The sequence below is a fragment of the Duganella aquatilis genome (assembly GCF_009674565.1).
In the GTDB taxonomy this organism is placed as follows: Bacteria; Pseudomonadota; Gammaproteobacteria; order Burkholderiales; family Burkholderiaceae_D; genus Rugamonas; species Rugamonas aquatilis.
Genome location: NZ_WKJL01000001.1, coordinates 923755 through 948475 on the forward strand (window position 1 = coordinate 923755; position 24721 = coordinate 948475).

General features: G+C 66.2%; 19 protein-coding genes. 11 read left to right on the top strand and 8 right to left on the bottom strand.

Translation table 11 applies throughout. The annotated features are described in order from the left end of the window. Positions 1–8: 8 nt before the first annotated feature. The 3 genes from GJ698_RS04285 to flgA form a co-directional block, all read right to left on the bottom strand. Positions 9–485 carry a flagella synthesis protein FlgN gene (locus tag GJ698_RS04285; protein WP_154356311.1) on the bottom strand — a complete coding sequence of 159 codons (477 nt, stop codon included), beginning with the start codon at positions 483–485 and terminating at the stop codon, positions 9–11. 7 nt (positions 486–492) lie between these two features. Further along, entirely contained in the window at positions 493–810 is a 318-nt protein-coding gene (gene flgM, locus GJ698_RS04290) for a flagellar biosynthesis anti-sigma factor FlgM (RefSeq protein ID WP_371865124.1), read from the bottom strand. 96 nt (positions 811–906) lie between these two features. Next, positions 907–1611: a flagellar basal body P-ring formation chaperone FlgA gene (gene flgA / locus GJ698_RS04295; RefSeq protein WP_154356312.1), complete on the bottom strand. Its 705-nt coding sequence runs from the start codon at positions 1609–1611 to the stop codon at positions 907–909. Between the two features lie 154 nt (positions 1612–1765). On the opposite strand from flgA, the gene flgB reads away from it, so the two are divergent. The 11 genes from flgB (at position 1766) to flgL (ending at position 12572) form a co-directional block, all read left to right on the top strand. Then, positions 1766–2194 carry a flagellar basal body rod protein FlgB gene (gene flgB / locus GJ698_RS04300; RefSeq protein ID WP_154356313.1) on the top strand — a complete coding sequence of 143 codons (429 nt, stop codon included), beginning with the start codon at positions 1766–1768 and terminating at the stop codon, positions 2192–2194. A 2-nt stretch (positions 2195–2196) separates the two neighbouring features. Continuing rightward, on the top strand, positions 2197–2607 hold the full coding sequence (gene flgC / locus GJ698_RS04305; protein ID WP_154356314.1) for a flagellar basal body rod protein FlgC: 411 nt from the start codon (positions 2197–2199) through the stop codon (positions 2605–2607). Between the two features lie 13 nt (positions 2608–2620). Beyond that, the gene (locus GJ698_RS04310; protein ID WP_154356315.1) at positions 2621–3319 is read left to right on the top strand and encodes a flagellar hook assembly protein FlgD; all 699 of its coding nucleotides are present in this window, start codon (positions 2621–2623) and stop codon (positions 3317–3319) included. Between the two features lie 25 nt (positions 3320–3344). After that, complete coding sequence (locus GJ698_RS04315) at positions 3345–4895, top strand: flagellar hook protein FlgE (RefSeq protein WP_154356316.1); 1551 nt, start codon at positions 3345–3347, stop codon at positions 4893–4895. An 11-nt stretch (positions 4896–4906) separates the two neighbouring features. Beyond that, a complete protein-coding gene (flgF, locus tag GJ698_RS04320) occupies positions 4907–5647 on the top strand; it encodes a flagellar basal-body rod protein FlgF (RefSeq protein ID WP_154356317.1) in 741 nt (246 codons plus the stop codon). A 70-nt stretch (positions 5648–5717) separates the two neighbouring features. Further along, on the top strand, positions 5718–6509 hold the full coding sequence (flgG, locus tag GJ698_RS04325; RefSeq protein ID WP_154356318.1) for a flagellar basal-body rod protein FlgG: 792 nt from the start codon (positions 5718–5720) through the stop codon (positions 6507–6509). Between the two features lie 10 nt (positions 6510–6519). After that, positions 6520–7176, top strand: a complete 657-nt coding sequence (locus tag GJ698_RS04330) for a flagellar basal body L-ring protein FlgH (protein WP_154356319.1) — start codon at positions 6520–6522, stop codon at positions 7174–7176. Between the two features lie 5 nt (positions 7177–7181). Further along, entirely contained in the window at positions 7182–8300 is a 1119-nt protein-coding gene (locus GJ698_RS04335; protein ID WP_154356320.1) for a flagellar basal body P-ring protein FlgI, read from the top strand. Positions 8301–8312: 12 nt separating this feature from the next. Next, positions 8313–9278 carry a flagellar assembly peptidoglycan hydrolase FlgJ gene (gene flgJ / locus GJ698_RS04340; RefSeq protein ID WP_154356321.1) on the top strand — a complete coding sequence of 322 codons (966 nt, stop codon included), beginning with the start codon at positions 8313–8315 and terminating at the stop codon, positions 9276–9278. A 53-nt stretch (positions 9279–9331) separates the two neighbouring features. Continuing rightward, positions 9332–11293 (top strand): flagellar hook-associated protein FlgK, encoded by a 1962-nt coding sequence (gene flgK / locus GJ698_RS04345; RefSeq protein WP_154356322.1) that lies wholly within the window; start codon positions 9332–9334, stop codon positions 11291–11293. Between the two features lie 16 nt (positions 11294–11309). After that, complete coding sequence (gene flgL / locus GJ698_RS04350; protein WP_154356323.1) at positions 11310–12572, top strand: flagellar hook-associated protein FlgL; 1263 nt, start codon at positions 11310–11312, stop codon at positions 12570–12572. 93 nt (positions 12573–12665) lie between these two features. On the opposite strand, the gene GJ698_RS04355 is transcribed toward flgL, so the two are convergent. The 5 genes from GJ698_RS04355 to fliO form a co-directional block, all read right to left on the bottom strand. After that, positions 12666–22214, bottom strand: coding sequence for a beta strand repeat-containing protein (locus GJ698_RS04355; protein WP_229259817.1), 9549 nt, complete (start codon positions 22212–22214; stop codon positions 12666–12668). 73 nt (positions 22215–22287) lie between these two features. After that, on the bottom strand, positions 22288–23139 hold the full coding sequence (fliR, locus tag GJ698_RS04360) for a flagellar biosynthetic protein FliR (RefSeq protein ID WP_154356324.1): 852 nt from the start codon (positions 23137–23139) through the stop codon (positions 22288–22290). Between the two features lie 89 nt (positions 23140–23228). Further along, on the bottom strand, positions 23229–23498 hold the full coding sequence (gene fliQ / locus GJ698_RS04365; protein ID WP_154356325.1) for a flagellar biosynthesis protein FliQ: 270 nt from the start codon (positions 23496–23498) through the stop codon (positions 23229–23231). Between the two features lie 8 nt (positions 23499–23506). Next, the gene (gene fliP / locus GJ698_RS04370) at positions 23507–24280 is read right to left on the bottom strand and encodes a flagellar type III secretion system pore protein FliP (RefSeq protein ID WP_154356326.1); all 774 of its coding nucleotides are present in this window, start codon (positions 24278–24280) and stop codon (positions 23507–23509) included. Beyond that, a partial coding sequence (gene fliO, locus GJ698_RS04375; protein ID WP_154356327.1) for a flagellar biosynthetic protein FliO occupies positions 24270–24721 on the bottom strand: 452 nt, incomplete at its 5' end. The genes fliO and fliP, both read right to left, overlap by 11 nt.

The window sequence follows — 24721 nt, forward strand, 5'->3', positions numbered from 1 at the left end:
GCGAAGGCTTAGCCGGCCAGGAAGCCGCGGCTGCGCGGCAGGGTGGTGGTGATGCCGCCGGGGCCGTAGAAATTATTATTGGTCGAACCCTGCGGGCGCAAGGCTTGCAGCGCATCCTGGGTGTGTCCCATCTGCTTGTTGATCAGCATGCCGTTGACGCGGTTCAGTTCCTTGGCGTCGCGCGTGTGCTGCAGCAGCGCCGACCACAGGGTGGCCGATTCGTCGCGCGCCTCGCCGCTGGCGGCGATCCATGCGTCCATGCCGGCTTCCTCGGCGGGAAAGCCGCATTTGCCCAGCGAGCGGTGACGTTGCGCGGACAACAGGGTCATTTGCGTGACCAGCGCGGTTTTGCGGGTGGTGACGGCCGGCAGGCCTTCCATATCCGCCGCCACCAGCAGTTGCTGCTCCTGGCGCAGCACATCGAGCAAGGTTGCCATGATGTGCGCTTCTTCGCGCAGGCTGTTCAGCGGGGTGACGGTGGTCATGATCATCCTATCGTTTTCTTGAGTGCAGCAGATCCTTGACGGTATCCAGCAAGCCATCCGCTACTTTTTCCGAGTTGACCTGGAACTGGCCATCGGCGATTGCCAACTTGATGCGTTCGACTTTCTTGGTGTCGAACACCGCGTTGGCGCCGCTGGCAGAACTGGCCGCCATTGCCTGGCCTTGCGAGGACAGGCGCACATTATCCGAGGCGACATTCGCCGGCGCCGCTTCGGCTGCCTTGTCGGCGCCACGCGCGGTGGAGCCGGTGGCAGCAGGCGTCGACGGCAAGCCTGGCGTGCTCTTGAGTGTATCGTTAATTTTCACAGCATTTCCTTCTCAGCTAGGAGTACGAAACTCCGGGATCTGAGTCGGTAACGGCGATTTGGCCGCAAACTTTAGCCACTTTTGTCTGACTACCAATCAAAACGCCACCTCCACCATGCCGCCATTCTTGGCGATGCCGGTGATCTGCTGGCCGTTGCCGGTTTTGACCTGCACCACCTGGCCGTCGCCGGCCGTGCTCATCGCGCGGCCCTCGGCCGACACGCTGAAGCCGTTGCCGCTCGATACCAGCCGCACCAGCTGGCCGGACTGCACCACCGGCTTGCTGCGCAGCGTGTCGAGGCGCAAAGGCGTTCCTGGCGGCAACGACACCGTGGCGCTGCGGCCGATCACCTGGCTGGCGTCGGTCGCTATGCCTGGCGGCAACATTGTCAGATCGCCCTTGAGCACCGTCAGCTGGTTGGCGTCGATCGGCTGGCCCTGTACCAGCGGCGCGGCGGCAGCGATGTAGTCGCCCACCACCGTCACGTTGGCTTGAATATATACCGTCCACGCCGAAGGTGTCGCACAGCGCACGCCCACCGTGGTTTTGCCCCAGGCGCGGGCACCGGGCATGAAGAAAGCTTGCGGAGCGGGGCAGGCGGCCAGGTTGATGCGCGGATCGACGGCGCCGACGCTGACCGTCACCTGGCCCGGCAGGCCGCCGGCCTGCAGCTGCAGGAACTCCTCGACCGTGCTTTTGAGGGCGGCGATGTCCTGACGGCCGCCCTGGGCGGTCGCGGTGCCGCTGCTGGCACCGAGTGCGGCAGCCAACAGTGCGGTAGTGAGCAGACGTGGTTTCATGGTCGTGGTTTCCCGTTCAATGCTGCCATCATAGTCTGGCGGCCTGAACTTGAAGCGTTGAATAAGGCGGGAAAAACGGGGCTTATTGCCCGATGGTGGCGGCAGGCAACTCCGTATCATCGATCCTGTCATCAATGTGGAAGGGGAGCGCATCATGCTCGGCAACAAACTGGACGATTATTTTCGTTTCAATGAAACCTCACTGAGCCTGCGGTCGCAGCGCCAGTCGGTGCTCGCCTCCAATATTGCCAACGCGGACACCCCGAATTACAAGGCGCGCGATATCGACTTCAGCAGCGCCATGCAGGCGGCGCTGGACAAGGCCAATCCGAATGCCCAGCAGACCCTGGCCACCACCGCCGCCAAGCATTTCCCCAACCCCCTGCAAGACGCCGGTACGCTGGCCGACGGCACGCCGCTGCTGTACCGCGGCGTGATCCAGGGCGCGGTGGACGGCAACACGGTCGACATGGATGTCGAGCGCAACCAGTTTGCCGACAACGGCATCCGCTACGAGGCCGGGATCACCGCGATCAACGGCCAGATCAAGTCGATGCTGGCGGCGATCCAGTCCGGGAGCTGATCATGTCACTGTTTAATATTTTTAATGTTTCCGGTTCGGCCATGAGCGCGCAGTCGCAGCGGCTCAACGTGGTGGCCTCCAACCTGGCCAATGCCGACAGCGCCACCAGCGCCAGCGGCGAAGCCTACCGCGCGCGCCAGGTGGTGTTCGAGGCGACCACGCCGACCAACGGCGGTGCCTCCACCGGCGTGCGGGTCAAGCAGGTGGTGGAAGACCAGTCGCCGATGAAGATGGTGTACGACCCCAAGCATCCGGGCGCCGACGAAAACGGCTATGTGACCATGCCCAACGTCAACGTGGTGGACGAGATGGTCAACATGCTGTCGGCCTCGCGCTCGTACCAGAACAATGTAGAAACCATGAACGCGGCGAAAACGCTGCTGTTGAAAACCCTGACCATCGGTCAGACGTAAATAAGAGGCCATCATGACAGTTAGCGGAGTGTTCGACACGCCCAAGGCGGCGGCAGTCAATACCACCACCACGACCAGCACCACCAGCACCGACGACGTCCAGGCGGACCAGGACAAGTTCATGAAGCTGCTGGTCACGCAGCTGCAGAACCAGGACCCGTTGAATCCGATGGACAACGCCGCCATGACCAGCCAGCTGGCCCAGCTGTCGACCGTGACCGGCATCAACAAGGTCAACGCCACGCTGGAATCGCTGCGCACCGACATCGCCAGCACCCAGTCGTCCACCGCGATCAACCTGATCGGCAAGGGCGTGCTGGTGGAAGGCAAGGGCATTCAGCTCAACAGCTCGACCGCCGACGACGGCACGGTGACCAACTCCAGCGTGTTCGGCGTCGACCTAGCCTCCGATTCGGAGGCGGTCAGCATCTCGATCCAGGACAGCAGCGGCAAGACCGTGCGCACCATGAGCATGACCAACGCCGAAGCCGGCACCTACCCGATCACCTGGGACGGCACCAAGGACGACAAGACCGTGGCCCCGGCCGGCAGCTATACCTTTACCGTGACCGCGTCCACCGCCGGCAGCGCGCTGACCGCGACGCCATTGCAGCTGGCGGCGGTGGCCAGCGTGTCGACCGGCGCCAGCGGCGTCAAGCTGAATACCTCGCTCGGGCATTTCGCCATGAGCGACATCAAAGAAGTTCTGTAAGCAGTCATCACCATAGGGGAATACCATGTTCCAACAAGGACTGAGCGGCTTGAATGCTGCATCCAAATCGCTGGACGTCATCGGCAACAACATCGCCAATGCCAGCACCGTGGGCTTCAAGAGTTCGCAGGCGCAGTTTGCCGACTTGTACGCCAACTCGCTGAACGGCGTGTCGGGCAACAATCCCGGGATTGGTGTGTCTGTTTCCAAACTGGCGCAGCAATTCACGCAGGGCAATATCGAAACCAGCAGCAACCCGCTGGACGTGGCGATCAACGGCGGCGGCTTCTTCCGCCTGGTGGTCAACGGCGCGGTCGAGTACTCGCGCAATGGCCAGTTCCATGAGGACGCCAGCCACACGCTGGTCAACGCCCAGGGCGCGCAGCTGACCGGCTACCTGTCGAACAGCGCCGGCGTGATCCAGCTCGGTTCGCCGGTGCCGCTGACCTTGGACAAGTCCGACCTGACCCCGGTGGAAACCACCGAAGCGAATTTCCAGCTGAACCTGAGCTCGGCCGAGAAAGTGCCGGCCACCCAGCCGTTCGACGCCAACGACCCGACCAGCTACAACAAGCAGACCGTGCTGAACGTGTACGACTCGCTGGGCACCTCGCACATCATGACGACCTATTACGTCAAGACCGATGCCAACACCTGGGACGTGTACGCCGCCGCCGACAACAAGGAAATCGTCTCGGCCGGCGTGGCTGCCGCCGTCAACAGCGATCCGGCCGTGGTGCAGGCGCGGCTCGACTACAACAACGCCGTCAAGGCGGTGCCGGCCGATGCGACCGCCGTCGCCGCGGCGGCCGGCGCCTACGCTGGCGTGGCGCACGACGCCATGGTGGCCGCCGCCCAGGCGGCCGGCGCCAGCGACGACCAGGTAGCCGCCATCGACGCCGCCTATGCCGCCATCGATCCGGGTCCTACCGGCTCGATCACCGGCAAGACGCCGGACCAGATCAACGGCCTGCTGGCCGCCGCCATCACGGTGCCGGCGGTCAAGGTCGGCACGCTGCTGTTCACCAAGAACGGCGCGCTCGACCCGCAGGCGATGGCGCTGATGGACCCGCCGCAAACGCTGCCGTTCCAGATCCAGCTGCCGATCTTCCCGGACACCGGCGCGCAGGAACCGATGACGGTCGCCACCACCTTCGACAAGACCACCCAGTACGGCAGCGTCACCAACGACCTCGGCTCGACCCAGAACGGCTACTCGGCCGGTTCCTGGCAGCGTTATTCGATCGACGAGAACGGCGTGATCCTGGGCCAGTACAGCAACGGCAAGTCGCGTCCCATGGGCCAGATCGCCATGGCCAACTTCGCCAGCGTCGACGGCCTGACGCCACTGGGCAACAATGCCTGGGCGGAAAGCTCGACCTCGGGTCCGCCAACCATCGGCGTGCCGAACGCCGGCTCGATGGGCCAGCTGCGCTCCAGCGCGGTGGAAACCTCGAACACCGACCTGACGGCCGAACTGGTCAACATGATCACCGCGCAGCGCGTCTACCAGGCCAATGCGCAGACCATCAAGACCGAAGACTCGATCCTGCAGACGCTGGTGAACCTGCGTTGATGAGGTAAATCATGGACCGCCTCGTCTATACCGCGATGACCGGCGCCCGGCACGTGATGGAGCAGCAAGCCACCGTGTCGAACAACCTGGCCAACGCCACCACCACCGGCTTCCGCGCCCAGCTCGATACCTTCCGGGCGGTGCCGGTGGTGTCGGAGGGCTTGCCGACGCGCGCCTTCGTGGTCGATTCCACGGTCGGCACCGACTTCCGCTCGGGGCCGATCGAGACCACCGGGCGGCCGCTCGACATCGCCATCCGCGACCAGGGCATGATCGCGGTGCAGTCGGCCGACGGCTCGGAAGCCTACACCCGCAACGGCAGCCTGAAGGTGACCGAGAACGGCATCCTGCAGACCACCAGCGGGCAGACGGTGATCGGCGACGGCGGTCCGATCGCGGTGCCGCCGGACACCAAGATCACCATCGCCAGCGACGGCACCATCAGCGTGACGGACGACAACTACGCGCCGGGGCCGTCCAACGTCCTCGGCCGTATCAAGCTGGTCAACCCGGACACCAAGACGCTGCTGCGCGGCGACGACGGCCTGTTCCGCCAGGCCGACGGCACGCCGGCCCAGGCCGACGCCAACGTGCGCGTGGTCGACGGCGCGGTGGAGGGCAGCAATGTCAATCCGGTCGATTCCATGGTCAACATGATCAGCCTGGCAAGGCAGTTCGAAATGCAAATGAGCCTGATGAAGAACGCCGAGAATAACGCCGCAAAAGCCACCCAGATCCTCGCTTTGAGTTGATGCGCTCTCCCGCATAATGCTTGCATGGGATGAACAGGTTTGATGTTCGTCCGGCATTGGGAGAAGCAACATGATACGTTCGTTATGGATCGCCAAGACTGGCATGGAAGCGCAGCAGACGCAGATGGACGTCACGTCCCACAATCTGGCCAACGTCAGCACCAACGGTTTCAAGAAGTCGCGCGCGGTCTTCGAAGATCTGCTGTACCAGAACATCCGCCAACCGGGCGCGCAATCGTCGCAGCAGACCAATCTGCCGTCCGGCATGCAGCTCGGCACCGGCGTGCGCACCGTCGCCATCGAGCGCATCCACACCCAGGGCAATCCGCAGTCGACCGGCAACGATAAAGACATCATGGTCAACGGCAGCGGCTTCTTCACCGTGCTGCTGCCGGACGGCACCACCGCCTACACCCGCGACGGCTCGTTCCAGCGCGACCAGAACGGCCAGATGGTGACCTCGGAAGGCTTCACGCTGCAGCCGGCCATCACCATCCCGATCACCGCGCAGTCGATCACGGTGGCGCGCGACGGCACCGTCTCGGTCAACATCGCCGGCACCAACGGCGCCACCACCACCCAGCAGCTGGGCAGCCTGCAGCTGGCCACCTTCATCAACCCGACCGGGCTGGAATCGAAGGGCGAGAACCTGTACGTGGAAACCACCGCTTCCGGCGCGCCGCAGCAGAACACGCCGGGCACCAACGGCACCGGCACCATCCTGCAGGGCTATGTGGAAACCTCGAACGTCAACGTGGTGGAGGAGATGGTGAACATGATCCAGACCCAGCGCGCCTACGAGATCAATTCCAAGGCCATCACCACTTCCGACCAGATGCTGCAAAAGCTGACGCAGATGTAAGGACGCGACCATGAAACACGCCATCACTCTTGCCGCCGTCGCCGCCTTCCTGTGCGGCTGCCAGGCCACGCCGACCTCCATCGTCAGTTCGCCGAAGACCGCCCGTCCGCTGACCAGCGAGCAGCTGCAGGCGGTGCCGAACAACGGCGCCATCTACCAGGCCGCCGCCTTCCGCCCGGTGTTCGAAGACCGCCGCGCGCGCCACGTGGGCGACGTGCTGACGCTGGTGATCACCGAGCGCACCTCGGCCAACAAGGCCGCCACCGCCGCCGGCAACAAGTCGGGCAGCGTCAGCGCCACCCTGCCGGGCAAACTGAGCAGCACCTTCGGCAGCCCGCTGACCGCCGCCACCACCAACACCTACGCCGACGGCGACAACCAGACCGCCAGCAACGCCTTCACCGGCACCATGGGCATCACGGTGGTGGAAGTGCTGAGCAACGGCAACCTGATCGTGGCCGGCGAAAAGCAGATCGGCATGAACAAGGGCACCGAGTACATCCGCTTCTCCGGCATGATCAATCCGGACAGCATCGCCACCGGCAACACCGTGCAGTCGACCGCCGTGGCCGACGCCCGCGTCGAGTACCGCACCGCCAACCATATCGACAGCGCCGAGCTTTCCTCGATGGCCTCGCGCTTCTTCCAAAGCCTGCTGCCGTTCTGACGATCATGAAAACTTCCCTCAAAGCCGCCTTGCTGGTCTGCCTGACGCTGTCGGCGCCGTTCAGCCATGCCGAGCGCATCAAGGACCTGGCCGCCATCGCCGGCGTGCGTAACAACCAGTTGCTGGGCTATGGCCTGGTGGTCGGCCTCGACGGCTCGGGCGACCAGACCACGCAGACGCCGTTCACCGTGCAGAGCGTGGTGTCGATGCTGCAGCAGCTGGGCGTCAACCTGCCGCAGGGCGGCACCCAGCTGCAACTGAAGAACGTCGCGGCCGTGATGGTGACCGCGACGCTGCCGCCGTTTGCGCAGCCGGGCCAGCAGCTCGATATCACCGTGTCGTCGATGGGCAACGCCAAGAGCCTGCGCGGCGGCACGCTGCTGATGACGCCGCTCAAGGGCGCGGACGGCCAGGTGTACGGCATGGCGCAGGGCAATGTGCTGGTCGGCGGCGTCGGCGTGCAGGCCGGCGCTGGCGGCGGCGGCAGCTCGCTGACCGTCAACCACCTGAGCGTGGGCAAGATTTCCGGAGGTGCAACGGTGGAGCGCGCGGTCGCCACCAATCTGGGCGAAGGCAATATGATCAAGCTGGAGCTCAACAACGCCGACTTCGCCACCGCCAGCCGCGTGGTGGAAGCGATCAACGACAAGTACGGCGCCGGCATCGCCTACGCGCTCGACAGCCGCGTGATCCGGGTGCAGGCGCCCAGCAGCAGCGACCAGCGCGTGAGCTTCATCGGCACGCTGCAGGACATGCAAGTCAATCCGGCCGAGCAGCCGGCCAAGGTGATCATGAACGCCCGCACCGGTTCGGTGGTGATGAACCGCGCGGTGACGCTGGAGACGTGCGCCATTTCCCACGGCAATCTGTCAGTATCGGTCAACGCCGATACCCAGGTGAGTCAGCCTAACCCGCTGTCGGGCGGCCGCACCGTGGTCACGCAGAACCCGCAAGTTGGCATCAAGCAAGATGCCGGCAAGGTGATGCTGGTCAAGGGCGGCGCCTCGCTGGCCGACGTGGTCAAGGCGCTCAACGCCATCGGCGCCACGCCGCAGGACCTGCTGTCCATCCTGCAGGCGATGAAGGCCGCGGGATCGCTGCGCGCCGAACTGGAAATCATTTAAGCAGGTGCCCTCATGACCAGCCCCACTTCCAACACCAATGACCTGACCAGCAAGTTTTCGCTGGACGTGCGGGATATGGGCAGCCTCAAGCAGTCCGCCCGCGCCGGCAGCCCGGCCGCGCTGAAGACCGCCGCCACCCAGTTCGAAGCGATGTTCGTCAACATGATGATGAAGAGCATGCGCGAGGCGACGCCGCAGGACGGCCTGACGGACAGCCAGCAGACCAAGACCTTCCAGACCATGCTGGACCAGCAGACCAGCCAGAACATCGCCAAGAAGGGCATCGGCCTGGCCGACATGCTGGTGCGCCAGCTCAACAAGCAGACCGACGCCCAGGCGCTGGCGCTCAGCGGCGAGGCGGCCGACAGCAGCAATGGCGCCAACGCCGGCAGCTTTGCCGGTGTCGCCAGCCTGATGGACGCCAAGCTGCAGCGCGCCATCGCCGCCGCCGGCGGCAATGCGGCCGCCGCCACGAGCAGTGCCACCGACGCCGCCAGCACCAGCAAGGGTTCGCAGGCGCCGCACGTGCGCAGCTTCCAGGAAAAACTGGCGGCGCACGCGGAAGAGGCCAGCAAGGCCACCGGCATCCCGGCCAAGTTCATGCTGGGCCAGGCCGCGCTGGAATCGGGCTGGGGCAAGCGCGAGATCAAGGGCCGCGACGGCACCAACAGCAACAACCTGTTCGGCATCAAGGCCACCGCCGACTGGAAGGGCAAGGTGGTCGAGGCCACCACCACCGAATACGTCAACGGCAAGGCGCAGACCAAGGTCGAGCGCTTCCGCGCCTACGACAGCTATGCCGACAGCTTTAAAGATTACGCAAAATTACTTGCTAGCAACCCCCGCTATGAAAAAGTGCTGGCCAGCGCGGGCGACGCCAGCAGCTTTGCCCAGGGTTTGCAGAAGGCTGGCTACGCCACCGATCCGAATTACGCGACCAAGCTGACCAGCATCATCAAGCGCTCGCTGGCCGGTTAATCAAGTTTTGGCACGGCTTGCCGTTACCACTCATAACATAGAGCAAACATATCATGTCCAGTCTTCTCAGCATCGGTAAAAGCGGTTTGTTGGCGGCCCAGGTCGGCTTGTCGACCACGGGCAACAACATCACCAACGCCAACACGCCCGGCTACAACCGCCAGGTCGCCATCCAGGGCGATACCGGCACCCAGTACCAGGGCTTCGGCTACGTCGGCTCGGGCACCGAGATCCAGGCTGTGCGCCGCTATTACGACAATTTCCTGGCCACCTCGCTGCGCAACGCCGAGGCCAACCAAGCCTCGCTGGACGCCTACAACGGCCAGATCAGCCAGATCGACAACCTGCTGGCCGATCCGACCGCCGGCCTGTCGCCGGCCCTGCAGGACTTTTTCAGCGGCGTGCAGGACGCCACCGCCAGCCCGGCCTCGGCCGCCGCGCGCCAGTCGCTGCTGTCGAACGCGCAGTCGCTGGCCTCGCGCTTCCAGGCCATGAGCGCGCGCCTGACCGAGATTTCGTCCGGCGTCAACACCACCATCGTCTCCAACGTCAACGAAATCAATTCCTACGCGACGCAGATCGCTTCGATCAACAACACCATCGCCGGCCTGACCACCGACCAGGCGGCGCCGAACGACCTGCTGGACAAGCGCGATCAGATGCTGACCGAGCTCAACAAGCTGGTCAAGGTCACGGTCACGCCGGGCGACAACAATATGCTCAACGTCCAGTTCGGCACGGGGCAGCCGCTGGTGGTGGGCAACAAGCCGTTCCAGCTTGCCACCTCGACCTCGCCCACCGACGTCAGCCGCGTGACCATCGGCTACCAGAGCACCAACGGCACCGCCTTCAGCGAGCTGCCGGATTCGGTGTTTACCGGCGGCCAGCTGGGCGGCCTGATGGAATTCCGCGACGGCGCCATGGACAAGGCGCAAAACGCGCTGGGCCAGGTGGCGGCCAGCCTGGCCACCGCCTTCAACGCCCAGCACGTGCTGGGGCAGGACCAGAACGGCGACCTCGGCACCAATTTCTTCAATCCGATCCAGGCCTATGTCGGCACCAACTCGCACAACTCGCCGGCCAGCACCGCGTCGGTGACCGCGACCGTGACCGACGCCAGCGCGCTGACCGCCAGCGATTATAGCGTCGACTTCGACGGCACCAATTTCAACGTCACCCGCAAGAGCGACGGCAAGGTCACGCAGATCAATCCGTTCCCGCAGACCACGCCGCAGGTGATCGACGGCGTCGCCTACAGCATCAGCGGCACGCCGGCCACCAAGGACAACTTCCTGGTGCGGCCGACCTACAACGCCGCCAGCAGCCTGTCGGTGGCGATCACCGACACCACCAAGATCGCGCTGGCGGCGCCGATCTCGACCGCGGCGCCGACCGCCAACGCCGGCAATGGCAAGATCACGGCCGGCACCGTCGACGCCAACTACCTGACGCCGGGCAACCAGATCACGTCGACCTCGACGCTGACCTTCGACAAGGCCAGCGGCACGCTGTCCGGCTTCCCGGCCGGCCAGGACGTGACGGTTACCGTCAACGGCGCGCCGACGGTATATCCGGCCGGCACGCCGGTGCCGTACACCGACGGCGCCAACATCAGCTTCGGCGGCGTCAACTTCGCCATCAGCGGCACGCCAGCCGACCAGGACACGTTCACCATCGGCCCCAACACCAGCGGCGTCGGCGACAGCCGCAACGGCGCCTTGCTGGCCGGCCTGCAGACCAAGAACGTGATGAACAACGGCACCGCCACCTTCCAGACCAGCTACGCGCAGATGGTCAACTTTGTCGGCACCAAGGCGCGCGAGGCGCAGATCAGCAGCACCGCCGCCGACGCCTCGGTCAAGCAGGCCACCGACGCCCAGCAAAGCGTGTCCGGCGTCAATCTGGACGAGGAAGCGGCCAACCTGCTGCGCTATCAGCAGGCGTACCAGGCCAGCGGCAAGGTCATGCAGGTGGCCAGCCAGTTATTTGATACATTGCTCAGCATCGGCAGTTAAGGGATAGGGTAGCTCTATGGTTATGCGCATCAGCACCAGAACGATTTTCGACAACGGCTCCATGCAGATCACGTCGCTCAGCACGGCGATGTCGCGCACGCAGCAGCAGCTGTCGACCGGCCGCAAGAACCTGACCGCGGCCGACGATCCGATCGCCACCGCGCGCGCGCTGGAAGTGACGCAGTCGCAGTCGCTCAACACGCAGCTGGCGACCAACCGCTCCAACGCCAAGGGCGTGCTGTCGATCGAGACCACGGCGCTGGCCAGCACCACGTCGATTCTGCAGGACATCAAGGATCTGGCGGTGAAGTCCGGCAACGGCTCGTACACCGACGCCGACCGCCAGTCGGTGGCGATCGAGCTGGAGGCGCGCCTGGCCGACCTGATGGGCGTGGCCAACACCGCCGACGGCGTCGGCGGCTATGTGTTCTCCGGCTACAAGTCGACCACCCAGCCGTTCACCAAGACCGCCACCGGCGCCGACTATCAGGGCGACCAGGGCCAGCGCTCGCTGCAGGTGGGCACCACCCGCACCGTGCCGATCACCGATTCCGGCGCGTCCGTGTTCGAAGCCAACCGCACCGGCAACGGCACTTTCGTGACCACGCCGGACTCCGGCAATCTCGGCCGTGGCGGCAGCGGCATCATCAGCGCCGGCTCGGTCAAGGACGCCACCCAGCTGACCGGCCACCAGTACCAGATCAATTTCCAGGTGGTGCCGGCCACGCCGGGGGTACCGAAGCAGACCACCTACACGGTGACCGACATGACCACCGGCAATCCGGTGCCGCCGGCGCCGATTCCGGCCGAGCCGCAAGCCTATGTCAGCGGCCAGAACATCACCTTCGACGGCGTGCAGTTCGACATCCAGGGCGATCCGGCCGATGGCGACAGCTTCGGCGTGGCGCCGTCGACCAACCAGTCGGTGTTCACCACGGTGCAGAGCTTCATCGACCAGCTGCGCCAGCCCGGTTCCGGCGCCGCCGGCCAGGCCAGCCTGAACAATATGCTGAACCAGTTGCAGGTGAATATCGACAACGCCGCCGCCAATGTGTCGGCGGTCAATTCGGCGGTCGGTTCGCGCCTGAAGGAGCTCGATTACCTCGACAGCTCGGGCGACGACGCCGGCCTGCAATATGCGACCACGCTGTCGACGCTGCAGGACGTCGACTATACCGCCGCCATTTCGCTGTTCACCCAGCAGCAGACCACGCTGACGGCGGCGCAGAAATCGTTCACCACCATGTCCGGCCTGTCGCTGTTCAATTACATCAGCTAAGTTCGCGTCTGCGCGCATAAAAAAACGGCCAGCTGTTCAGCTGGCCGTTTTGCATTGGTGCACCGGCTGCGCCGCCGGGGCGGCGCAGCGGTCTTACTTCGCCGCCAGGATGGCGTGGCTGGCGCTGGCCTGCTTGCGCAGCCAGTCGTCGTGCTGCGCCGTGGCCGTGCCGCTGAGGGCGGTGGCCGCATGGTAGTGCTGTAGCTGCGCGGCCAGCGCCGCCACGCTGGTGTTCAGGCCGCTGGCCGGCGTGGTGTCCAGCCTGGTCGTGGCAACTGCCGGAGCGGCGGTCTGCTGGCCGTAGCTGCTGATGGCCGAGGTCAGTGCGCCGACATCGCTGGCGCGGCCAGCCTGGAACCAGACGTCCGACATCTCGTGCGTGCTGCCGTCGGTGCTGGTGTAGCTTGACTGAAGGCCGATCCAGTTGCCGTTGTCGAAGTTCTTCACGCCCTGCGCCGCCACCGTCAGGCTGGCGATGTGCAGCGACGCCAGCGTCTTCAGTTCGTCGGCCTGGCTGACGCCGTCCGCATTGGCGTCGACCCATACGCGCAGGTCGCCGAACTGCGCGTCCTGGCTGTCGATCACGCCGTCGTGGTTGCTGTCGATGTCGGCCAGCGCGGCAAAGCCGTTGCCGGACTTGCCGCCGCCGGCGCTGCTGGTGGCAGTGCCGAACAGCTCGCTGCCGTCGTTGATGACGCCGTCGCCGTTGCGGTCCAGGGCCAGCAAGCCGTCGCCGGAACCGACCCAGCCGGTGTTGACCTTGCTGCCGTCGGCGCGGATGTCGAACATGACGCCGGCGTTGATGTTCAGCGTGTTGATGCCCAGGCCGTCGAGGTCGAGCACCAGCGGGCTGGCGGTCAGCGCCGCCAGCTGCTCGGTCGACAGCGAGCCCTTCTGCGGATTGGCCAGCAGCGCCGTGGCTTGCGCCATGCTCAGCGCTGCCAGCTGCTCGGTGCTGATGGCTTTCAGCTGGGTGCTGATCAGCGACTTCAGCTGACCGGTGGTGAGCGCCTTGAACTGGTCGGCGCTGAACAGCTGCACCGTGGCCGCCTTCAGGCCCACCAGTTGCGATGTCTTCAGCGCCCCCATGTCGGTGGCGTCCAGCGCCGTCACCTGGTCGGAGTTGAGGGCGTTCAGCGCCACCACCGACAGCGCGCCGATGTCGGCGGTGTTCAGCGTGGCCATCTGGTCGGTGGTCATGCCGGCGATCTGGGCCGTGACCAGGGCCGCCAGCTGGCGCGTGCTCAGCGTGTCGAACAGGGTGTCGGACAGCGCCGCCACCTGGTCCGAGGTCAGGCCGGGAATCTGCGTGGTGGTGAAGCCGGCCAGCGTGCTCATGCCGCTCAGCTGTTCGGTGGTCAGGCCCTTGATCTGGGTCGCCGACAGCGCCGACAGGGCGCGCGTCGACAGCGCGCTCAGCTGGGCTGGCGTCAGCACGCTCAACTGCGTGGTTTTCAGCGTGGTGATCTGGGCCGAGGTCAGGCCGCCGATCGCCGTCAGGCTCAGCAGCGGGAACTGGTCGGTGGTCAGCGCAGTCAGCGTCAGGCCGCTGATCTGCGCGGTGGTCAGGTTGACCAGCTGGTTGGTCGCCAGCGCCGCCACCTGGGCCGCCTTCAGCGCCGCCATCTGCGACGAGCGCAGCGACTGGAAGCTGTCGTCGTCCAGCGCACCGAGCTGGTCGGTGGTCAGCGCGCCGACCTGGCTGTCGTTCAGCGTGCCCAGCGTCACCAGCGCGTTCAGCTGGTCGGTGCCGAGCACCTTGAGGTCGGCGGCGGTCAGGCCGGCCAGCTGCGCCGATTTCAGGTTGGACAGCTGGTCGGCGGTCAGCGCGGTCACTTGCGCGGTGTTCAGCGTGGCCAGTTGCGCGCTGCTGAGGGCCGCCAGGTCTTCCCCTTCCATCGACAGCATCTGGTCGGTGGTCAGGCCGCCCAGCGCGGTCAGCGCCAGCGCGCGCGCCTGCGCGGTGGTCAGCGCGATGATCTGCTCGGTGCTGAGGATCTGCAGCTGGTTCTTGGTCAGCGAGGCGATCTGGTTGGTTTTCAGCGAGGCGATATGGGTGGCGTCCAGCGACAGCAGCTGGTCGCTGGTCAGCCCGCTGAACTGGGCGGTGGTCAGCGGATTGAGCGAACTCAGCGCTGCCAGCTGGTCGGTGCTCAGCACCTTGATCTGCGGCGTCGTCATGGCCGCGATTTCGGCGGTGCTGAGCTGGCCCATCTGGTCCACGCTCAGCTGGCTGATCTGGGCGGTGCTGAGGGCGGCGAACTGGCTGGTCTTGAGGCCGGCCAGGTCTTCCTGCTCCATCGAGGCCAGCTGTTCGGTGCTGAGGGAACGGATGGCGGCGGTGCTCATGGCGCGCCATTGCGCCACGCTCAGCGCCTGGATCTGGTGCAGCGTCAGGGTAGCGACCTGCTTGGTCGACAGCGCGGCGATCTGGGCCGTGCTCAGCGCCTCCAGCTGGGAGTCGTCGAACAGGCTGAGATTGTCGGTGCTGAGCGCCGGCAGCTGGCGGGTGCTGAGCCAGCCAAGCGGCAGGATCGCCAGCTGTTCCGAACTGAGTGCGGCCACCTGGCCGGTGGTCAGCGCGCGCACCTGGGTCGAGGTCAGGCCCAGCAGTTGGTCGTTGCTGATGATCTGGATATCGGCCGTGCCCAGCGCGACGATTTGCGCGGTGGTCAGGCCGCTGATGTCGACCGCCTCGATGGCGCCGAACTGGGTGGCGTCGAGCGCGGCGATGGCCTTGGTGCTGAGCGCGCGCAGCTGGCCGCTGGTCAGGGCGACGATCTGGTCGGAGCTCAGCGTGTGCACCTGGGCCACGGTCAGGCCGGCCATGGCGGCGGTGCTGAGGAAACTCATCTGATCAGTGGTCAGCGCGCCGAACTGGGCGGACGTGAGCGCGCCGATCTGGGCCGATTTCAGCGCGGCCAGATCGGCCCCTTCGATGGCGGCGACCTGTTCGACGGTCAGCGCCTGCAGCGTGCGGGTGTTCATGGCCAGCAGGTCGCCGGTTTCCAGCGCGACGATCTGATCGGTCGTCAGGCCGCCGACCTGGGTGTTGCTCAGGGCGGCGATCTGGGTGAGTTTCAGCGCGGCGATCTGGTCGACCGACAGCTCGCCGATCTGCTCGCTGCTCAGGGCGCGGATCTGCGCCGTGGTCAGGCCGGTGATGGCCAGCGCGTTCAGCTGGTCGGCGCTCAGCACCGCCAGCTGATTGGCCTTCAGGCCGGTGACGCCCTGGGTGCTCAGCGCGGCCATATGGGCGGCGTCCAGCGCTCCCAGCTGCTCGGTGTTGAGCGCGGCCACCTGGGCCGACTTGAAGAAGGCGAAGTCTTCGGCGTCGATTTCCGGCAACTGGTCCGCCGTCAGGCCGGCCAGCGCCTTGATGCTGAGCGCGCCCACCTGGGCGCCGCTCAGGGCGGCCAGTTGTTCGGCGACCAGCACCGAGGTCTGCAGCGAGGTCAGGGCGCCGATCTGGCGCGTGTTGAGCAGGGCGATGTCGTCCGCCGTCAGCGACTGGATGCGCTCGGTGGACAGGCCGGCGATCTGGGTCGTGGTGTAGTCGGCCAGGTTGCCCAGCGCGGCCAGCTGGGCCGCGTTGAGGGCGCCGATCTGGGCCTGGCTGAAGGCGTTGATGCTGGCGCTGCTCAGCGCATGCAGCTGCTCGGTCAGCAGCACCGCCATCTGGTCCAGCGTCAGCGCGCGCAGCTGGGACGAGCTCAGCGCGGCGAAGTCTTCGGTTTCGATCGCCGTCAGCTGCGCATCGCTCAGGTGCGAGATCAGGCCGGTGGACAGCGAGCGCACCTGGGCGGTGCTCAGGGCGACCAGCTGCGGCACGCTCAGGCCGTCCACCTGGGCGCTGGTCAGCGCCGCCAGCTGGCTGGTCTTGAGCGAGGTCAGGGCGGCGACCGACAGGCCGCCGAGCTGGTCGACGCTGAGGGCGCGCACCTGGTTGGAGGTGAGCGCGGTCAGGCTGCTGAGCGCGGCCAGTTGTGTGCTGTCCAGGCCGCTGATCTGGCGCGTGGTCAGGCTGGCGATTTCCTGGGTGGTCAGCACGCCGTACTGGGCCAGCGTCAGCGCCGCCAACTGGGTGCTGCTGAGGGCGGCGATCTGGCGCGAGCTGAGGGCGCGCAGGTCGGCGTCCTCCAGCACCGCCAGCTGGTCGGCCGACAGCGCGGCAATCGCCAGGTTGGACAGCGCGCGGATCTGGGCCGTGGTCAGCGCCGGGATCTGGGTGGCGGTCAGGAACTGGATCTGGGCGCTGCTGAAGGCGGACAGCTGGGCGGTGCTCAGGTGCGCCACCTGGTCCGGCGTCAGGGCGATGATCTGGTCGGACGACATGCCGGCGATCTGCTTGGTGCCGAGGCCGCCCAGGCTGCCGAGGGCGGCAAACTGCAGCGTGTCCAGCGCGCCCAGCTGGGCCGCCGTCATGGCGCCGATTTCCTGCGAAGTGAAGGCCGACAGCTGGTCCAGCGTCAGCGCCGCCACCTGGGCGGTGCCGAGCGCCGCCACCTGCGCGGTGGACAGCGCGGCGATGTCGGCCAGCTCGATCTCGGCGATCTGGTCCGGGGTCAGCAGCGCCAGCGTGGCGCCCAGGCCGCGGATCTGGGCGGTGGTCAGCGCCACGATCTGGTCGGCGCTGAGGGTATGCATCTGGTCGCTGTTGAGGGCTTGCAGCTGGCGCGTGCTGAGGGTGGCGATCTGCGGCAGCAGCAGGCTCTCGATCTGCGCCGTGGTCAGCGCACGCACCTGGTTGGTGGTCAGCGGCGCCAGCGAGGTCAGACTGTCGAGCTGGGCCAGCGACAGGCCGGCCACCTGGCGGGTGGTCAGGCTGGCCAGGATGGCGGTGCGCAGCGCCGCGAACTGGGACGCGCTCAGCGCGCCCAGCTGGTCGCTGCTGAAGGCGGTGATCTGCTTGCTCGACAAGGCGCCGATGTCGACCACTTCAATCGCCGCCACCTGCTCGGTGGACAAGGCGGCCAGCGCGCCGGCGGTCAGGCTGCGCACCTGGGCGGTGGTCAGGGCGACGATCTGGCTGTCGGTCAGGGCGCCGATCTGGGCGCTGGTGAGGCCGGCGATCTGGTTGGTCTTCAGCGTGGCGATGCTGCTCAGGCTGGCGACCTGCTCGGTGGTCAGCGCGCCGATCTGTTTGCTGGTCAGCGCCGCCAGCGTGCTCAGCGCCGCCATCTGGGCGCTGCTGAGGGCGTGGATTTGCGCCGTGCTCAGCGCGGCGATGGCCTGCGTGCGCAGGCCGGCGATCTGGCTCAGCAGCAAGTGGCTGACCTGGTCGGTGCCGAGGCCGGCGATCTGCTTGGTCGACAACGCCTGCAGGTCGACCACTTCCATCGCCTGCAACTGGTCGGAGCTCAGCGCGGCCAGCTGCGGCGCGCTCAGCGCGCGCACCTGGGCCGTGCTCAGGGTGACGATTTCCGCGCTGGTCAGCGCGGCGGTCTGATCGGTGGTGAGGGCGGCGATCTGCCTGGTGGTCAGGCTGGCCAGCGTCGCCAGCGGCAGCGCGGCGATCTGGTCGGTGGTGAGGGCGGCAATGGCCGCCGTCGAGAAGCTGGCCAGGGACGGCAGGGCGGCGATCTGTTCGCTGCTGAGCACGGATTTCTGCGACGGCGTCAGCGCCGCCACTTCCTGGGTGGTCAGGGCGGCGATCAGGCGCGTGCTCAGCGACATCACCTGGTCGGTGGTCAGCGCGGCGACCTGGCGCGTGTTGAGGCTGGCGATGGCGCTGGCGGTCAGCGCATTGAGCTGCTCGGTGCCGATGGCCTGGATCGCCACCGTGTTGAGCGCGCGCAGCTGTTCGCTGTACATGCCGACCAGCTGACTGCTGCCGAGCGCCGCCACCTGGTCGGCGTTGAGCGCCGCAATCTGGCTGGTTTTCAGCGAGCGCAGGTCGGCCAGGTTCAGGTGCGCCACCTGATCGGTGTGCAGCGCCTGCAGCTGGCGCGTGCTCAGCGCGCTCAGGGTTTGCAGCGCGTCGAGCTGGGCATCGTTCAGCGCGCCCAGCTGCAGCGCCGTCAGGGCGGCGATTTCCTGGGTGGTCAGGGCGTTCAGTTTGCTGCTGACGCCTAGCAGCTGGTCGGTGGTCAGCACGGCGATCTGGCGCGTGGTCAGCGCCGCCAGGTCGCCGTTGCTGAGGGCGGCGATGCGGTCGGTGCCCAGCGCCGCCAGCGTGCTGGTGCTCAGCGCGCGCAACTGGTTGGTGTTGAGCGCCACCATCTGGTCGCTGGTGATGGCGCCGGCCTGGACGGCCGACAGCGCGGCCAGCTGGCTGGTCTGCAGCCGGGCGAAGTCGCTGCTGCTCATCTGGGCGATCTGGTCGCTGGTCAGCGCGATGATTTGTTTGGTGGCCAGCGGCAGCAGCTGCAGCGCGGTCAGTTGCTCGCTGGTGAGTACGCTGATCTGCAGCGTCGTCAGCGCTCGCACGTCGGCGGTGGTGAAGGCGGCCAGCTGGTCGCCGGTCATGGCCATGATCTGGTCGGTGGTCAGATGGGCGATCTGGGCGGTGCGCAGGGAGCCGATGTCGCGGGTTTCGATGGCGACGATGGCCTCGGTGCTGAGCACGCTGATGGCGGCGGTGTTCAGCGCGGCGATCTGGTCGCCGGTCAGCGCCGTGATCTGGCTGGGCGCCAGCGCCGCCAGCTGGTCGCTGCCAAGGGCGGCGATCTGGCGGCTGGTCAGCGTGACCAGGTCGGCGTCGTTGAGGGCGGCCAGCTGGTCGGTGGTGAGCGCGTGGATCTGCAGCGTGGTCAGCACGCTGAGGTTGCGCAGGGCGTCGAGCTGCTCGTTGCTCAGCACGGCGATCTGGTCGCTGGTGAGGGCGACGGTTTCGGCGGTGCTGAGCGCCGCCACCTGCTCGGTCAGCAGCGCGGCGACCTGGGCGGTGGTCAGCTTGTTGATCTGCTGCGTGTCGAACACGGCGATGTCGCGCGTTTCGATGGCCTGGATCTGGTCGGTGGTGAGGGCGGCGATGCCGACCGAGCTCAGGCCGCGGAACTGGCCGCCGCTCAGGGCCACGATCTGGTCCGGCGTCAGCGACTGTACCTGGTCGGAGGTCAGCACGCCCAGCTGGCTGCTGGCCAGCGAGGCCAGGTTGCGCGTCGACAGCGCGCTGATCTGGGCGGTGGTGAAGGCCGCCAGCTGGCGGCTCGAAATGCCGGCCAGGGTGCTCATGGCGTTCAGTTGCTCGTTGGTCAGCACCTGGATCTGGTCGGTGCCGAGGGCGCCCACCGCTGCACTGCTGAGCGCGGTGAACTGGTCGGTGGTCAGCAGCGACAGCTGGTCGGTCGACAGCCGCGCCACCTGGGCGGTGCGCAGCGCGGCGATGTCGCGCGTTTCAATCAGCACCAGCTGGTCGGCGGTCAGCTGGTTGAGCATGGCGGTGCTCATGTCGGCGTACTGGGCGGCGGTCAGCTCGATGATCTGGTCGCTGGTCAGCACGTGGATCTGGTCGGCGGTCAGCGCGGCCAGCTGGGTGCTGGTCAGCGCCACCACGTCGCGGCTTTCCAGCGACATCACCTGGTCGGTGGTGAGCGCCTGGATTTGCGCGGTGGTCAGCGGCACCAGCGATTTCAGCGCCATGATCTGTTCGGTGCTGAGGGCGGCGATCTGCTCGGGCGTCAAGGCCCGTTCGGCGTCGCTGTTGAGCGCGGCGACCTGGTCGGTGGTGAGCGCCAGCAACTGGTCGGCCGACAGCACGCGCACCTGGCCCGAACCCAGCATGGCGACGTCGCGGGTTTCCAGCGCCTGCAATTGGGTGGCGGTCAGTTCGCTCAGCAGGGCGGTGCCCAGCGTCGTCATCTGCGTGGTGGACAGCGCCACCAGCTGGTCCGAGGTCAGCGCCTGCACCTGTTCCAGGCCCAGCGCGGCCAGCTGGGCGCTGCTGAGGCTGGCGATGGTCTTGGTCTCCAGCGTGCTCACCTGTTCGGTGGTGAGGGCGGCGATCTGCGCGGTGGTCAGCGGCATCAGGGTCTTGATGGCGACGATCTGCTCGGTGGTCATGGCCGCCAGCTGGTCCGGGCGCAGGGCCTGGGCGTCGTCGGTGGTCATGGCGTAGATCTGGTCGGTGGTCAGCGCCACCAGCTGGTCGTTGTTGAGGGCGCGGATCTGCGCCGTGTTCAGCGCGCGGATGTCGCGCGTTTCGATGGCGGCGATCTGGCTGGTGCTGAACTGGCTGATGACGGCGGTGCTCAGGGCGCCCACCTGGGCCGAGGTCAGCATCACCACCTGCTCGGTGGTCAGGGCGGCGATCTGGTCCGGCGTCAGCGCGCCCAGCTGGGCGCTGGTGAGCGCCACCAGGTCGCGGCTTTCCAGCGTGGTCAGCTGGTCGATGGTGAGGGCGGCGAATTGCGCCGTGGTCAGCAGCAGCAGGTTTTTCAGCGCGGCGAGCTGTTCGGTGCTGAGCACGCTGATCTGGTCGGGACGCAGGCTCGACAGCATGTTGCTCGGCAGCGCCGCGAACTGGTCGGTGCTCATGCCCTGCAACTGCTCGTAGCTCAGCGCTTGCAGCTGGCCGCTGGTCAGGGCCGGCACGTCGCGGGTTTCCAGCGCCGCCAGCTGTTGGACGCTCAGCTGGCTCACCATGGCGGTGCTGAGCGTGGCCACCTGGGCGCTGCTCAGCGCCACGATCTGGTCGGTGCTGAGGGTGAGGATCTGGTCCGGGCTCAGCGCGGCCAGCTGGTTGCTGCTGAGGGCGGCGACGGTCTTGGTGGTCAGCGCGGCGATCTGGTCCAGCGTCAGGCCGCCGATCTGGGCCGAGTTCAGCGGCGCCAGCGAGGTCAGCGCGTTGAGCTGGGCGGTGCTCAGCAGGCTGATCTGTTCGGCCAGCAGGGCGGCGATTTCATTGGTGCGCAGCGCATGCGCCTGGTCGGTGCTGAGGGCGCCCAGCTGCCAGTCGGCCAGCGTGCGGATCTGCTGGCTGGACAGCCAGACCAGGTCGCGCGTCTCGATGGCGGCGATCTGGTCGGCCGACAGCGCGGCCAGCGAGGCGGTGGCCAGGGTGCTGACTTGCAGCGTGCTCAGCTGGGCGATCTGGTCGGTGCTCAGGGCGCTCAGCTGGGCGGCGCTGAGGGAGTTGATCTGGTCGGTGCGCAAGGCCTGCAGCGCTTGCGAACTGAGCGACAACAACTGGTCGGCGGTCAGCCCCGTGACGGCGCTGGTGCTGAAAGCGCGCAGCTGGGCCGTGCTGAGGGCGGAGAACTGGTCGACGCTCAGGTTGGGCAGCTGGTTGGCATTGACGGCGGCGATTTGCTGGGTGCGCAGCACGCGCAAGTCGTCGGTTTCCAGCGCGGCGAACTGGCCGCCCGACAGGGCGCCGATCTGGCTGGTGGTCAGGGCCAGCATGTCCTGGGTGGTCAGCGCGACCAGCTGGTCGCCGGTCAGGCCGGACAGCAGGGCGGTCGGGATCGCGGCCAGCTGGCTGGTGCGCAGCGCCTGGATGCCGTCGGTGGTCAGGCCGCTCAGGCCGGTCGCGGTCAGCTGGGTGATGCTGAGGGTGGTCAGCGCGCGCACCTGGTCGGTGCTGAACCAGCTCAGCTGGTCGGAGGTCAGGGCCCGCATGTCTTCACTGACCAATGCAGCAATCTGCGCGGTCCCAATGGCCGCGATCTGGTCAGAATTCAGGTTGGCGATAATCGTCATTGCAGGTCTCCCGGAGAGCCTCCATGATACTCGCTAAATTGCCTCATGGAAACCAATAATCAACTGGATGGCGTCATTCCGTCAGGCGTTGAAGCTCGGGAGGCCGAACCGGCAACTTTGCCGGTTTTGCTACTTCCGGTCGCTGGGACCAGGTCCGAGGCATCAAGCGCACGCGCTCTATGCCATCCAAAAACAGGTTCTGCATCGGCATGCCCAGGTACGGCAGCGTCATGGCAATCACCAGCAAGCCGACGCCCAGCGTAATCGGGAACCCGATGCCAAATAAATTCAGTTGCGGCGCGGCGCGGGTCAGAATTCCCAGCGCAACGTTGGTAATCAGTAAAGCCGCGACGATGGGCAGCGACAGCTGCACCCCGACGCTGAAAATCTTGCCGCCCCAGTCGGCCAGCTGTTTGAAACCGCCGCCGTACACCGGCAGCGCCGACACCGGCAGCGTGGAGAAACTCTCCACCAGCGCCGACAGCAGCACCAGGTGGGCGTTCACCGCCAGGAAGGCCATGGTCGCCAGCAGCGACAGGAACTGGCTGATGGCCGACGAGCGGCCCTGGGTGTTCGGATCGAAAAAGGATGCGAAGCCCAGGCCCATGGTCGAACTGGAAATCTCCCCCGCCATTTCCACCGCCGCAAAAATAATGCGGATGCTGAAGCCCATCGCCAGACCGATCAACATTTCCTGCATGACAATCAACAGGCCCGCCCACGACATCGGATCGGTGGCCGGCCAGGCCGGCACGGCCGGCGCCACGATGGCGGCCAGCATCACCCCCAGGCTGATCTTGACGGTGGCCGGCACCGCGCTATTGCCAAACAGCGGCGAAGCGGCGATCAGGGCCAGGATGCGGGTCAGCGGCCACAGCAGGCCGGCGATCCACATATTAATATCGGCAGAAGAGACGGTCAGCATAAGGGTTTGTTACATTTCCGTCCGGCATCTTTTTGTATTGTAGACGAACTTTTTGGTAAAAAGAAAACTGTTACAAATTGGTAAGCATGCTAGCCCACCATCATGGGAATGCCGCCGAATACTTCGCGCATGTAGTCGAGCATGACGGACAGCATCCACGGTCCGGCCACCACCAGCGCCACAAACACGCCGACCAGCTTGGGGATGAAGGACAGGGTCTGCTCGTTGATCTGGGTGGCGGCCTGGAAGATGCTGACCACCAGGCCGATGGCCAGCGCCACCAGCAGCAGCGGCGCGGCGATCATCAAAGTGACTTCCATGGCATGTTTGCCAATGGTCATTACGCTTTCGGGCGTCATCGCGGCTCCTAGTAAAAACTCTGGGCCAGCGAGCCAAGCAGCAATTGCCAGCCATCCACCAGCACAAACAGCATCAGCTTGAACGGCAGCGAAATCACCGCCGGCGACATCATCATCATGCCCATCGACATAAGTACAGAGGCGACCACCATGTCGATAATCAGAAATGGAATAAAGATGGCAAAGCCGATCTGGAACGCGGTTTTCAGCTCGCTGGTGACGAAGGCCGGCACCAGGATGCGCAGCGGCACGTCTTCCGGCCCCTGCAGGGCAGGGCCGCGCGACAGCTTGACGAACAGCGCCAGATCGGCCTCGCGGGTTTGCTTGAGCATGAAAGTTTTTAATGGGGCGGCGCCCTTGTCGAGCGCCTGGCTCATATTGAGCTTGTTTTCCTGCAGCGGCAGGTAAGCCTCGTTGTAGATCTTGTCGAAGGTCGGGCCCATGACGAACAGGGTCAGGAACAGCGCCAGGCCGACCATCACCTGGTTGGGCGGCGCCGACTGCGTGCCCAGCGCCTGGCGCAGCAGCGACAGCACGATGATGATGCGGGTGAAGCTGGTCATCAGCAGCAGCGCGGCCGGGATGAAGGTCAGCGCCGTCATCAGCAGCATGGTCTGGATCGGCAGCGTGTAATTGGTGCCGCCGCCTGCCGCAGGGGTGCTGGTCAGTGCGGGTATGCCGATGCTCGATTCGGCGCCGGCCGCCAGCGGCAGCGCCAGCACGGCCAGGCTCAGCAGGGCCTGGGCGGCTGCCGGGGCGTAGCGAGACAGCTTATTTGCCATTGCGTTTGTCGATCGTCTGTTTGAACCAGTCGGCGAAGTTGGCGGTCGGCAGCGCGGCCGTCGGCAACGGTTCGCTGCTTTCCTGGCGCGGCATGGTGGCCAGCGCGTTCATGCGGCCGGGCGAGGCGCCCACCACGATCCATTGTTCGCCCACTTCCACCACCAGGATGCGCTCGCGCGTGCCGACGCTGAGCGAGCCGACCAGTTTGACGTTGCTGTTGCCGCCGCCGAACTTGTTCGGCGCGAAACGCTTGGTCAGCCAGGCCAGGCCCAGCATCAGGCCGATGACGAACACCAGGGCCAGCGAGGTTTGCAGCAGGCCGCCGCCGGTCGATGGCGTGGTTGGCTGCGGCGTGGGAATGGTCATGGCCATGGCGCCGACCGGCGCTGGCGCCGGTGTGGCGGGCGTGGCGCTGGCCGGCGCCATGGCCATGACCATTC